This is a genomic window from Vibrio sp. 2092, from assembly GCF_033339635.1.
Lineage (GTDB): Bacteria > Pseudomonadota > Gammaproteobacteria > Enterobacterales > Vibrionaceae > Vibrio > Vibrio alginolyticus.
The window spans coordinates 22984-36574 of sequence record NZ_JAWOUY010000026.1 but is presented as its reverse complement, the minus strand read 5'-3'; the positions used below and the strand labels follow the sequence as shown (position 1 = coordinate 36574).

The 13591-nt window shown below is 45.8% G+C and carries 12 protein-coding genes; 9 read left to right on the top strand and 3 right to left on the bottom strand.

Translation table 11 applies throughout. The features are described 5' to 3' along the window. Positions 1-95: 95 nt before the first annotated feature. On the bottom strand, positions 96-608 hold the full coding sequence (locus tag R7P80_RS27105) for a CpxP family protein (protein WP_182016937.1): 513 nt from the start codon (positions 606-608) through the stop codon (positions 96-98). Positions 609-798: 190 nt separating this feature from the next. On the opposite strand from R7P80_RS27105, the gene R7P80_RS27100 reads away from it, so the two are divergent. The 4 genes from R7P80_RS27100 (at position 799) to trmL (ending at position 4281) form a co-directional block, all read left to right on the top strand. Then, positions 799-1488 (top strand): response regulator, encoded by a 690-nt coding sequence (locus R7P80_RS27100; protein WP_005382384.1) that lies wholly within the window; start codon positions 799-801, stop codon positions 1486-1488. Then, positions 1488-2882 (top strand): envelope stress sensor histidine kinase CpxA, encoded by a 1395-nt coding sequence (gene cpxA, locus R7P80_RS27095; RefSeq protein ID WP_005382383.1) that lies wholly within the window; start codon positions 1488-1490, stop codon positions 2880-2882. Before R7P80_RS27100 ends, cpxA begins: the two co-directional genes overlap by 1 nt. 174 nt (positions 2883-3056) lie before the next feature. Next, a complete protein-coding gene (locus tag R7P80_RS27090; RefSeq protein ID WP_005382382.1) occupies positions 3057-3665 on the top strand; it encodes a superoxide dismutase in 609 nt (202 codons plus the stop codon). A gap of 136 nt (positions 3666-3801) precedes the next feature. Beyond that, entirely contained in the window at positions 3802-4281 is a 480-nt protein-coding gene (gene trmL / locus R7P80_RS27085; RefSeq protein ID WP_025768811.1) for a tRNA (uridine(34)/cytosine(34)/5-carboxymethylaminomethyluridine(34)-2'-O)-methyltransferase TrmL, read from the top strand. 70 nt (positions 4282-4351) lie between these two features. On the opposite strand, the gene R7P80_RS27080 is transcribed toward trmL, so the two are convergent. Beyond that, the gene (locus R7P80_RS27080; protein WP_054730155.1) at positions 4352-4870 is read right to left on the bottom strand and encodes an FxsA family protein; all 519 of its coding nucleotides are present in this window, start codon (positions 4868-4870) and stop codon (positions 4352-4354) included. Positions 4871-5301: 431 nt separating this feature from the next. Between R7P80_RS27080 and aspA the strand changes: the two genes are divergently transcribed. From aspA to R7P80_RS27060, 4 genes are all read left to right on the top strand, one after another. Next, a complete protein-coding gene (aspA, locus tag R7P80_RS27075) occupies positions 5302-6753 on the top strand; it encodes an aspartate ammonia-lyase (protein ID WP_005382379.1) in 1452 nt (483 codons plus the stop codon). 176 nt (positions 6754-6929) lie between these two features. After that, the gene (locus tag R7P80_RS27070) at positions 6930-8237 is read left to right on the top strand and encodes an anaerobic C4-dicarboxylate transporter (protein ID WP_005382378.1); all 1308 of its coding nucleotides are present in this window, start codon (positions 6930-6932) and stop codon (positions 8235-8237) included. A gap of 161 nt (positions 8238-8398) precedes the next feature. Continuing rightward, entirely contained in the window at positions 8399-10231 is a 1833-nt protein-coding gene (locus R7P80_RS27065; protein ID WP_104979801.1) for a protein-disulfide reductase DsbD, read from the top strand. 194 nt (positions 10232-10425) lie between these two features. Beyond that, a complete protein-coding gene (locus tag R7P80_RS27060; protein WP_005382375.1) occupies positions 10426-11055 on the top strand; it encodes a response regulator in 630 nt (209 codons plus the stop codon). Here R7P80_RS27060 and R7P80_RS27055 read toward each other — a convergent pair. After that, positions 11052-12803, bottom strand: a complete 1752-nt coding sequence (locus R7P80_RS27055) for a potassium/proton antiporter (RefSeq protein ID WP_005382374.1) — start codon at positions 12801-12803, stop codon at positions 11052-11054. The two genes, R7P80_RS27060 and R7P80_RS27055, sit on opposite strands and share 4 nt — an antisense overlap. 520 nt (positions 12804-13323) lie before the next feature. Here R7P80_RS27055 and R7P80_RS27050 point away from each other — a divergent pair. Beyond that, positions 13324-13587 (top strand): DUF4212 domain-containing protein, encoded by a 264-nt coding sequence (locus R7P80_RS27050; protein ID WP_005382373.1) that lies wholly within the window; start codon positions 13324-13326, stop codon positions 13585-13587. Positions 13588-13591 lie beyond the last annotated feature (4 nt).

The window sequence follows — 13591 nt, the reverse complement described above, 5'->3', positions numbered from 1 at the left end:
AAAACCATACGTTGAGTATATTGAATGACCATGAAATAACCAGATCAAAAAGAGGCAACCAATGGCTGCCTCTTTATATAACATCAATTCATGACTTAATTATTGCGCGACTTTTCCATGCGCTTGTGCATTCTGTCGCCACACTCTTGCATACGTTCATTTTGTAGCTCAACAAATTTCGCTTTCTGCTCAGGTGTTAATACGCTAAGCATTTGGTGCTTTCTTTCTAGCATTTGCACGCGACGTTCCGTTTGGCGCTCAACCATCTCTTTTGCTAATTCGCTAGCTTGAGCTTCATCAAAGTTATCCGCCAGCAAAAGCGATTGTACTTTTACGTGATGCGCTTGACGCTCAGCCATACGTGCTTCTTTGCCATCAGCGAATTTTGCTTTCATTTCTGCTTTGTTTGCTTCACGCATTTCTTTTAGCTGATCTTTTTGTGCATCAGTCAGGTCTAGTTGACGCATGACACCTCGGTCCATACCCATGCCGCATTCGTCACGAGGACCTTTATGATGGTTTTTACCACCGTAAGCGAATGCGCTTGCGGCGCCAAGAGTAAGAGGTAGAACAACAGCAGCTAACACAAGTTTTTTTGCAGACTTCATAATACGATTCCTTACACAGGTGAGTGGTTCTTCTGAGCTGTTCTCACAGCGCTTGAGTATAGAATACGACCCGCTAGGTAAAGCGACGTATAGGGAGCGTAAAGAATCGTAAAGAGTGATTTTTCTCCTCTTCGTTGCGCATCATTCCAATGTAATATTAGGCTATCGGTAACTTACTATAGGTGCCCCCATGGCAAACATTCTTTTAATCGATGACGATATCGAGCTAACCAGCTTATTAAAAGAAGTACTCAGTTTCGAAGGGTTTGACGTCAGCGAAGCAAATGACGGTGAAGCCGGCTTAGCCGCGATCAATGATAAGATTGATTTGATTTTGTTGGATGTCATGATGCCAAAACTCAATGGCATGGAAACGCTGAAACGCTTACGTGAAAATTGGGAAACTCCCGTCTTGATGCTGACCGCTAAAGGGGAAGAAATTGATCGCGTGATCGGCTTGGAACTGGGCGCGGATGATTATTTACCAAAACCTTTTAGTGACCGAGAGCTGTTAGCGCGAATCCGCGCGATTTTACGCCGCACTAGCAGCACACAAAAAAATACCAAAAACAGCGATTGCATTGAGTATCAAGAAATCCGCCTCTATCCCGGTAAGCAAGAAGCGTACTGTGAGCAACAGCTACTCGATCTCACGGCAACCGAGTTTGCGCTACTCACCCACTTCGTACAAAACCCAGGACAAGTGCTGACCAAAGAGACACTGAGCTTAGATGTGCTTGGTAAACGACTCGCTGCTTTTGATCGCGCTATCGATATGCATGTCTCGAACTTACGTAAAAAATTACCAGATCAAAGCAATGGCAAGCCGCGAATTAAAACCCTGCGTGGTCGTGGCTACATGCTGCTTGAGGAGGATTAATGCGCCTATCACGCATCAAACTGCCAAACATCAATAGCCTGTATGGACGCATCTTTGCCATTTTTTGGTTCACCATGTTATTAGTATTGATAGCCGTGCTATCACTGCCACATTTGGACCCACGCAAAGCTCGCGATATTCCAGAAGAACACTACAAACGTATGGTAGAAACGCGTGACTCAATCCAACAAAAATACAGCCAGCAAACTGATTTAGGCCGCATACTTTTTCGTATCGAGGGCAACCGCCACGGCAAGCACGACCCTCGCCCACGAGTGTTTTTTTCTGACTACAGCGGTAATGTTCTTACGACAGAAAAACGCAGCAATTTTCAATTGCGTGCAATGCAAAACTTTGTCACCAGTATCGAAGATTACAATAATCCAAAGCAGAAGCTGTATGGTCGATACATGATTGCGGGCCCAATTCCTATCACTTTGGCAGGTTCCGATATCTTGATGTACGTGGGCTTCAAATGGAATGAGCCACCACCTCTACTCCTGCGTCTGTTTGATCACCCATTCCAGCTCTTGCTTGCGGTCATGTTGGTTAGTACACCATTGCTGTTATGGCTTGCTTGGGCTTTGAGTCAGCCTGCACGTCGTCTTGAAGCCGCTGCTCAACGTGTGGCGAAAGGTGAATTTGTCACAGACCCAAATTTAGAAAAAGGTACGGCGGAATTTCGTCAAGCAGGTAGCAGCTTCAACCAGATGGTCGAAGCGGTTAATCAAATGATTTCAGGACAACAACGTTTGCTATCCGATATCTCTCACGAGCTGCGCTCACCTTTAACTCGTCTACGCATGGCAAGCGCATTAGCGACGCGTAAACAAGGAGAAAGCCCAGAATTGACTCGTATCGATACCGAAGCGCAGCGCTTGGAACAGATGATCAGCGAACTATTAGAGCTTTCTCGCATGCAGGCGAACAGTCATATGACTCGCGAAACACAGCCATTAGAAAGTTTATGGGAAGAGATCATTAAAGATGCGCAGTTTGAAGCAGAGCAAATGGGCAAACAGCTACACTATTCAGAATTACCTAAGCGCAATATTTCCGGTAACCCTAAACTGCTGATGAGTGCGGTGGAAAATATCGTTCGTAACGCCATTTACTACGGAAAAGATGAGGTACAAATCGACATCAAAGCCGATGACGATACGCTTCGTATCACGGTTGACGATAATGGAGAAGGTGTACCAGAAGAGGAACTGGCCGCGATTTTTCGCCCGTTCTATCGCGTTTCCACGGCACGCGATCGCCACTCTGGCGGCACAGGTCTCGGCCTAACCATTACCGAAAGTGCCATTCGCCAGCACAGTGGCACGATCGCAGCCAGCCGAAGTCCTTTAGGCGGATTGCGCATGAGTATCACCTTACCGATCAATTGTTAGTCTCAATTTGATGAACTAACAATAATTCGCACCATATTTCTAGAGTGAGTGATTCACAGCCCCACCCTCACTTTAGAAATTGGTGAGGCTTCTTAGAATACCCTTACAAAGATCAAAGTTGATAATAATTATCGTTAGCATTAAAGTAAATTTTCCAATTAAGGAGGATTTACTATGTCACATACATTTCCCGCTCTGCCTTACCCGTACGATTCACTAGAGCCGTACATCGATGCGAAAACCATGGAAGTGCATTACAGCAAACACCACAAGACGTACTTTGATAAGTTTGTAAATGCCGTTGAAGGGAGCGAGCTCGAAACTCAGTCATTAGACGAGATCTTTGACAATATCTCTAAGCTCAGTCCAGCAGTACGTAATAATGGTGGCGGCTATTACAACCACATCATTTATTGGAATTGCATGTCACCAAACGGTGGCGGAGAGCCTCAAGGCGCGCTTGCTCAAGCAATTAACGATAAATTTGGTAGCTTTGCGCAATTTAAAGAGGCGTTTGCCCAAGCAGCCATCAATACCTTTGGGTCTGGCTTTGCATGGCTGATCGTAAAAGATGGTGAGATTCACATTACGTCCACCAGTAATCAAGACAACCCTCTGATGGACGTAGTGGATGTGCGCGGTGAACCAATCCTCGCATTAGACGTATGGGAGCACGCGTATTACATCAGTTACCAAAACCGTCGCCCAGAATATATTGATGCGTGGTGGAACGTCGTCAACTGGCGAGCAGTTGAAGAAAATTATGCTCACGCTCTCTTATAAAGAGCATCGATACTTACGGTATTAACATCCGCGCTAATGCCTGCTTTCATACCCAGGTCAATTTTGCTGAATCTCGCATCTCTCGGTGACTTGGGTATATACTGCCCCTCTCTTTGACCAACTCTATTTCAATACCATGTTTGATATCGCTTTATACGAACCAGAAATCGCGCCGAACACCGGCAACATCATTCGACTATGCGCCAACTGCGGTGCAAACCTTCACTTAATTGAACCTCTGGGTTTCGATCTTGAAGAGAAAAAAGTCCGCCGCGCTGGTTTGGATTACCATGATTTAGCTCGCGTAACGCGTCATAAAAACTATCAAGCGTTCTTAGAATATTTAGAGAAAGAGAAGCAAGGTAACTACCGATTGTTTGCCTGCACCACCAAAACCACAGGTCACCACGTTGACGCACAATACCAAACGGGTGATGTTTTGATGTTTGGTCCAGAAACTCGTGGTTTGCCTGCTGAAATCATCGATAGCTTGCCAATGGAGCAGCGTATTCGTATTCCAATGATGCCAGATGCGCGCAGCCTAAACCTTTCGAATGCCGTTGCGATCATTGCTTTTGAAGCATGGCGTCAAATGGGCTTTGAAGGCGCATTGTAAGCGGCACGAATTCCAAATACAGAAAAGGGCGCTTGGTGCGCCCTTTTGTTTTCTTTACTGTCTAACTCAATCAGTTGAGCTTGTTGCGATCATCATCGTCTTTACGCTCGTATTCCCCTTCGAAGGTCTTGCCATTATCTGACTGGGAATCAAATGGGTCACGACGGAACGGGTCTTGCTCAAATGGCCCCTGGTTAGAGAAACCACCTTGGAAGCCACCGCCATGCATGGTTTTCACCACCATTTTGCTCATCAAGTATCTAGCTATCGCGGCGCGTGGCGCAGGAAGCAACACCAACATACCAAGGGCATCGGTCATAAAGCCTGGGGTTAACAGTAGCACGCCAGCCACCGCGAGCATTACGCCTTCAAAAATTTGCTGGGCTGGAATTTCACCTTGTTCAAGACGCCCCTGTACTGACATCAGTGTTTGGATACCTTGGCTACGAACCAACGATGCACCGACAAATGCCGTGATTAAGACTAGTGCAATGGTCGGCCATAAACCTAAAAAGCCGCCCACCTGAATAAATAAGCCGATTTCAATGATCGGAACAAAAATAAACGCTAATAATAAGATAGGAAACACACGCCCTCCTTTGTTTAATTCAGTGTAATGGTAAAAGCAGACTAAGCTCAAACGAATCGTTGTAAAAAAGCGTGTTCATACTGGTCTCCTTCTCTTTTAGACAAAGTAGCGGGAACGCGTTTCATTCAATTGCATACCGATTTTTTCGTGCTTTTAAAGTGCTAATTTCGAACTCTAAAAACTCATGTTTGTCGAGGAAAATCGAGTACCTATAAAGGGTTATTAATAACCCGTTCATACTTTGCAAATTATTGACTCATGAAAAACGAAAAAGGTGATCTAGTTACTATTTTTATGCGCTAGGTGCAGTATCATGTGCCACATAAGTCAGGACGGATTTTCCAGCCAAAAATTCTGATGAATGGATTCTAGATTGCAGAAATGGCTAATAAATAACTTTATTATCAGAATTATCATCTAAGGATCCTGCTATGGCTACCCTATCTGATGCTCCAAAAACAGCAAACCCAGCCACTCGTATTGAAGAAGATCTATTAGGTCAACGTCATGTCCCTGCAGATGCGTACTACGGTATTCATACGCTACGTGCGATCGAGAACTTCAACATCTCTAATATGACCATCTCTGACGTACCAGAATTTGTACGCGGCATGGTAATGACCAAAAAAGCAGCCGCGTTAGCAAACAAAGAACTTGGCGCTATTCCAAAAGACGTTGCAAACTACATCATCGAAGCGTGTGATTTGATCCTAGAAACTGGCAAGTGTATGGATCAGTTCCCATCAGACGTATTCCAAGGCGGTGCAGGCACTTCAGTTAACATGAACACGAACGAAGTGATCGCAAACGTTGCGCTTGAGTTGATGGGTAAAGAGAAAGGCCAATACGAATTTGTTAACCCAAATGACCATGTAAACAAGAGCCAATCAACCAACTGTGCGTACCCAACAGGTTTCCGTATTGCGGTATACAACAGCGTACACAAGCTAATGGAAGCAATTGAGTACCTAAAAGGCGCATTCGAACTTAAAGCCGTTGAGTTTAAAGATGTACTGAAAATGGGCCGTACTCAGCTTCAAGACGCAGTACCAATGACAGTCGGTCAAGAGTTCCATGCATGGGCGGTAACACTAAACGAAGAGATTCGTGCTCTAGATTACACATCTAAACTCCTCCTAGAAATCAACCTAGGCGCAACCGCAATCGGTACTGGTCTAAATACACCAACTGGCTACCAAGCGCTTGCAGTAAAACACCTAGCGGAAGTAACAGGCCTTGACGTTGTTGCAGCAGAAGACCTTATCGAAGCAACGTCTGACTGTGGTGCATACGTAATGACTCACGGCGCGCTAAAACGCCTAGCAGTGAAACTATCGAAGATCTGTAACGACCTTCGTCTACTTTCTTCTGGTCCTCGTGCGGGTCTAAATGAATTGAACCTACCTGAAATGCAAGCAGGCTCTTCAATCATGCCAGCTAAAGTAAACCCAGTTATCCCAGAAGTAGTAAACCAAGTTTGCTTCAAAGTTCTCGGTAACGACAACACGGTTTCTTTCGCAGCAGAAGGCGGTCAGCTACAGCTAAACGTTATGGAACCTGTGATCGCACAAAGTGTGTTTGAGTCTATCTCTCTACTACACAACGCGTGTGTGAACCTACGTGATAAATGTATCGACGGCATCACTGTGAACAAAGAAGTTTGCGAAAACTACGTTTACAACTCTATCGGTATCGTCACTTACCTAAACCCATACATCGGCCACCACGAAGGTGACATCGTAGGTAAGATTTGTGCAGAAACTGGTAAGAGTGTTCGTGAAGTCGTGCTAGAGCGCGGTCTGCTTACAGCAGAGGAGCTTGATGAAATCTTGTCAGTAGAAAACTTCATGCATCCTACTTACAAAGCAAAACGTTACGAGTAATAACGAATCCGAAGGGGGCCACTCAGGCCCCTTTTTTAGGCTCTCATACGGTTAACCACATTTTTTATATGCTTTTATTGCCGCTAAACCACTAGGTTCTCATTCTCTGAGCATTTACTCCTGTTCCTGAGTGTTCAAAAAATCAGAATCAAATAAAAAACTAAAGAGGTATCAATATGGTCATGGTCGAACTCTTCGTGGTTCTGCTCTTCATCTATTTGGGGGCAAGAATCGGTGGTATCGGCATTGGTTTTGCCGGTGGTGCTGGGGTCATTGCGTTGTCTTTGATCTTGGGCGTACCAACAAGCCAAGCTTACATTCCCGTTGACGTAATTTTGATCATCATGTCTGTAATCACCGCTATCGCAGCAATGCAGGTAGCGGGTGGTTTAGACTGGATGGTGCAAGTTGCTGAAAACTTTTTGCGCAAGCATCCTGAGCGCATCACCTTTTATGCGCCTATCGTAACTTACCTAATGACATTAATGGCGGGTACTGGCCACACGGCATTCTCTACTTTGCCAGTGATTGCAGAAGTAGCGAAAGGCCAAGGCGTGCGCCCTTCTCGTCCACTGTCTATCGCGGTCGTAGCATCGCAAATCGCTATCACCGCATCACCAATCTCAGCGGCTGTTGTAGCGTTCGCGGCAATGCTGCACCCATTTGGCGTTGACTACCTAACACTACTAGCAATCTGTATCCCAACGACGTTCATCGCGTGCATGATCGGTGCGTTCGTGGCGAACTTCATGGGCTGTGAGCTAAAAGACGATGCTGAATACCAAGAGCGTCTAGAAAAAGGCTTAATCAAGCTAAATACAGAAGCAAAACGCGAAATCCTACCAACAGCGAAGAAAGCAACATTCATCTTCCTAGGCGCAATCGCATTTGTCGTGTGTTACGCAGCAGCAATTTCTGGCTCTGTTGGCCTTATCGAGAACCCTGCTCTAGGTCGTAACGAAGCTATCATGACGGTAATGCTAGCAGCTGCGGCAGCTATCGTAATGAGCTGTAAAATCGATGCTGGCAAAATCCCAGCAGCAGCAACATTCCGCTCTGGTATGACAGCATGTGTGTGTGTTCTTGGTGTGGCATGGCTAGGTTCTACGTTCGTTAACGCGCACGTTGACGGCATCAAAGAAGTTGCGGGTGCGCTACTAGCAGACTACCCATGGATGCTAGCACTCGTTCTATTCTTCGCTTCAATGCTGCTTTACTCACAAGGTGCAACCACTGTTGCGCTGATGCCAGCAGCACTTGCTATCGGTGTGGCACCACTTACCGCAGTTGCATCTTTCGCAGCAGTAAGTGCGCTATTCGTGCTGCCAACTTACCCAACGCTTCTAGCAGCGGTTGAGATGGACGACACGGGTTCAACTCGTATCGGTAAGTACGTATTCAACCACCCATTCTTTGTACCTGGTGTGGTAACCATCGCTTCTGCGGTAGCACTTGGCTTCGCATTTGGTGGTCTACTGATCTAGTAGAAACAGAGTCTTACTCGGGGAGCTTCGGCTCCCTTTTTTATTGCCCGTTGTCTTGATTTATGCTCAATAAATCTTCATTTTCATGAAACTTATTGACTCGCCTCCGGGTCTGATTGAGTTACACTAACGGCAATTATCTAAGATGAATTGACTCTTTTATGCGCGCATTACTTTCCGTTTTACTCTTAGGGCTCATTACCTTTTCCACTCCGTCTTTAGCTTTATTTGGCAAAGACCAGTTTAACAGTAGCCAGAACAACAGTTTTGGTAGCAGCAGCGACAGCTTTGTTCCGGTTGATCAGGCGTTTCCATTTAACTTCTACCAGCAAGATGACAAATTGATGCTCGATTGGCAGGTACGTGACGGGTACTACCTATATCAAGAGCGCTTGTCTGTAGCTGGTGAGAAAGTATCGCTAGGCGAACTGCAAATGGAAGACGGCACACCGCATAAAGATGAATTCTTTGGTGACGTGCATATCTATACTCAACCTCTCTTCGTTAATGTACCAATGCATGATTGGCAAGACGGTGCTCGCGTAGTCGTGCAATACCAAGGTTGTGCGAAAGCAGGCTTCTGTTACCCGCCAGAAACTCGCGTGATTCCTATCAGCGCGTTTACTTCGTCGAACTCAGATTCAACAACGGCGACAACTGCATCAAAAGCAGAACAGGCACCAACAGCAACGCCACCAGCGGCGCAATCATCTACGTCTGGTGACACATCATCGGCGCCAGTAACACAGCAAGATAGCCTTGCAGCCAACCTTGCTGATAACTGGTGGACACCACTTCTGTTCTTGGCGCTTGGTGTGGGCTTGGCATTTACACCTTGTGTGCTACCGATGTACCCAATTCTGACCAGCATAGTGCTTGGCAGTGGCAAACTAAGCCAACGCCGCGCGCTAGGCTTGTCATTCGTCTACGTGCAAGGCATGGCGCTGACTTACACCCTACTCGGCCTTGTGGTCGCGTCTGCTGGCATGCAGTTCCAAGCGGCAATGCAACACCCTTATGTGCTGATTGGTTTGAGCGTACTGTTCATCGCACTCGCTTTTTCTATGTTTGGTCTGTACTCATTACAGCTACCAAGCAGCGTGCAAACGTGGCTGAATAACTTAAGTAACAAGCAGCAAGGTGGTAGCAGTGCTGGCGTGTTTGCAATGGGGGCAATATCTGGCTTGGTTTGTTCTCCGTGTACTACCGCCCCACTCTCTGGTGCGCTGCTTTACGTCGCACAAAGTGGCGACTTACTCACCGGTGGGGTCGCCCTTTACGCGCTAGCGATGGGCATGGGTATTCCGTTGATCCTTGTAGCGGTATTTGGCAACAAGTTGCTACCAAAAGCCGGCGGTTGGATGGACCGCGTGAAAACGCTGTTCGGCTTTATTCTGCTTGCCGCACCTATCTTCTTACTAGAGCGTATCATGCCAGAAATGTGGTCAACGATTCTGTGGTCAGCACTGGGTATTGCTGCTTTTGGTTGGCTATACCACATCAAAAACAGTCTAGAGTTTGGTGGCTGGAAACAAAGTGCCGTGGGCATAATCGCCGTCTTAGGTTTGCTAGCCTCAGCACAACCTATCTTAAATTACTGGTTTGGCAACAGCACAACACAAACTCAGCTGGCCACTGTTAGCTTTACTCACATTGCTAACGTGGCGGAGCTTGAAGAACAACTGGCACTTGCGAAAGCGGCAGGTAAACCCGTCATGCTCGATTTCTACGCCGATTGGTGTGTAGCATGTAAAGAGTTTGAAAAGTACACCTTCCATGACCCAAGCGTCGAAGCAAAACTGCAAGACTTCGTTCTTCTGCAAGCGGACGTGACCAAAAACCAAGTGCAAGACATCGAACTACTGAAGCACATGAATGTACTTGGTTTACCAACAATTGAGTTTTGGGATGCCAGTGGCGAACACGTTTCAAACGCTCGTTTGACGGGATTCATGCAAGCTGAGCCTTTCTTAGAGCATATCAAGCAGTTCTGATAACCAGATATTCAAACGCCAGTGATGTCCACTGGCGTTTTTTATTGCTCAGATTTGAATAAGAACATTGCGTTTATATGCAATTTTCCTAATAAAAGTCGATTTGGTTCAGACTTTTAGCGAATAAATATTGTCCACTCTCTCAAAGCTGGACAATAATAAATTTAACGAAATAGTCAAAAGTGTTTAACGTCATGGATTCGACCTACACCATCATTATTGCAGATGATCACCCACTCTTCCGGAATGCCTTGTTTCAATCTATCCACATGGCTATTAGTGGTGCAAATTTGCTGGAAGCGGACTCACTCGACGCACTTCTGGCTTTGTTGGAGCGAGAGGAAGAGCCAGATTTAGTGCTATTGGATCTCAAAATGCCAGGAGCAAATGGTATGTCTGGCTTGATTCATTTGCGAGCAGAGCATCCAGATTTACCTATCGTCGTCGTTTCAGCGAGTGAAGAGCCGGCGATCGTGACGCAGGTGAAAAGCCATGGTGCATTTGGTTTTATTCCCAAGTCCAGCGACATGCGCGAATTAGTGAACGCGCTCAATCAAGTGCTGAATGGCGACCCATACTTCCCTGAAGGGTTGATCACCAATAACGCGGCATGTAATGACTTAGCGGAAAAGATTGCTGCGCTAACACCGCAGCAATATAAAGTGTTGGGAATGTTGTCCGATGGCTTGCTGAACAAGCAAATCGCTTACGAATTGAATGTTTCAGAAGCCACCATAAAAGCGCACATGACAGCTATTTTCCGTAAGCTCGGCGTAAAGAACCGCACGCAAGCCGTGATTATGCTGACGGAAATGAGCGACTAGATTGACGTCTTATCGTCAGACTTACTTTTTTCGTTTGGCAATCGGATACCGACTTTAGTGACCTGCTGATCAACAACATCAGCGACGATCCAATGCAAACCTTGCCACTCGAAATGGTCTCCCAATACTGGCGTGCTACCTAATTGCTCTTCGACAAGGTTTCTCAAACTTTTATCCAGCGGTTCATCCCCCAGATTCAAACCATACATCACGGCAATATCGGCAAGCTTCACTTCAATATCGAGGAAGAAGTCACCGAAGAATCGCGCTAGCGACGCTTTCTCTGGGGCTTCACTAAACAGTAAGCTCAGTGCATCTAAATCCTTTTCTTGTGCTAATACACACAAGGTATCATCTTCCTCAAGACGCGTACTGCCGGATGGGTGCAATAGCTCTTTACTGCGAAATACAGCGGCGATACGCGTTCCTTCCGGCATCGAAAGACTACGTAATGGCTCACCAATGCACCATTTATCTGCTTTAAGTCTATAGATAAACAGCTCCCACTCACTGGTCGGGTAAATCTCTACACCCGTACGCGAAATTGGCTCAGGCTTAGAAGGTAGCTCGACCTTTGCAAGAGACATCGCCTTAGTCAACGTGCCCCCTTGTACTATCAAAGACACCATTACTACAAAGAATGCCAAATTGAAGTACAGTTGAGCATCTGGCAACCCTGCCATCATCGGAAATACCGCGAGGATGATAGGTACAGCACCACGCAGTCCTACCCAAGAGACAAACCACTTTTCACGTGGCGTGAAACTCTTGAATGGCAGTAAACCAATCCAAACTGAGATTGGTCGGGCAAACAAAATCATCCCGAAAGCAAGCGCAAGACCTGGCAACGCAATAGAGAGTAAATTGGATGGTGTAACCAACAAACCAAGCACCAAGAACATACCAATTTGAGCTAGCCACGTCATACCATCTAAAACATGAAGAATAGAGTGGCGGCTGCGTGTTGGACGGTTACCTAATAAAAGACCAACAAGGTAAATCGACAAAATACCACTGCCACCCAAAGTGTTAGATAAAGCAAAAATAAGCAAGCCACCACTGACCGTTAAAATAGAATACAGCCCATCTGGTAATTGATTGCGATTGATAACTTTCCATAAGATCCAGCCACCAGCGAAGCCAAGTAACGCGCCAATACCAAACTGCTTAAGAAAACTGAACGCCAAAAAGCCCGCACTTAAATCTGCGCCAGGGTTCGCTAAAATAGCAATCAGAGTTACGGTCAGAAACACCGCCATAGGGTCATTGGTGCCGGATTCAATTTCCAGCGTTGAACCAACACGTTCGTTCAGGCTACGACCTTTGAGTAGAGAGAAGACCGCGGCAGCATCGGTGGAACCAACAATCGCACCAACCAATATGCCTTGCAATAAATCTAAGTCGAATAACCACGTTGCCATCAGCCCGGTCAAAATGGTGGTGATCGCAACGCCAAATGTCGCCAAAGAGACCGAGGGCCATAACGCAACCCTAAAGCTGGCGACCCGCGTTCTCATCCCACCATCAAGCAAAATGATGGCTAATGCGAGGTTACTAACCAAATAAGCGATCGAAAAGTTATCGAATAAGATGCCGCCTAAGCCGTCTTCCCCCGCCAGCATTCCAACGGCTAAAAATACCAAAAGAATTGGGATTCCCAACTTAGAAGACACTGGGCTTAAAAGAACGCTAAGTGCGATTAACAACGCACCTATTAGAAAAAAACTGTTAATGGTGTCTGCGTCCATTCTCACCCTCCCTTAATGAAAAACGATAATAATTGTGATGAGCAAGGCTACTTCGTTAATGAGGTAATGCCCTAATCTGCCTCCCCTTTACACCGTCTCAAAATGCGAGGTTGTACGAGAATGACTCAGTTATATTACTTTATTGTGAGTTAAAACGGTGATTTGATGCGAAAACTTTATGTAAATAAATTACTTGTGAGCTTTCTTATCTACGCCTTCTCTCTTTAAGAGCCACAAGATCACCACCAATACTTACACAGCATCTCCAAGTTCAATGAAGAAAAGATTAATGGCCAGTCTTAATCATGCTTGTTTATCCAATCAACCTTTAGACCTTTGGCTAACTTAACACTTCATTAACATAACATTTTACCCCTTTGCTCGCTGCAAAAGCCCTTAGCATGGAGGTTCTTCATTTTTAACACCCCGACTAAAGTTGAAAAGAGTTATTGCCAACACCTTGCTAATGTACATATTGAAACATTTCATTAACAACAATACCAATCGTAAGGAGACGGCAATGGCATTTGAAAGCGAAGAAAGAGCCAAAGCCTATTGGGACAAAAACGTGAAGCTCATGATCGGCCTAATGGTCATCTGGTTCGTCGTGTCTTTCGGCTGCGGCATTTTATTTGTCGACGTACTAAATCAATTTCAACTAGGCGGTTACAAACTCGGTTTCTGGTTTGCTCAACAAGGCTCCATCTATGCCTTCCTAGGAATTATTTTCTATTACGCATGGAAGATGCGCCAAATTGACCGTGAATTCGGCGTGGACGAATAAGGAG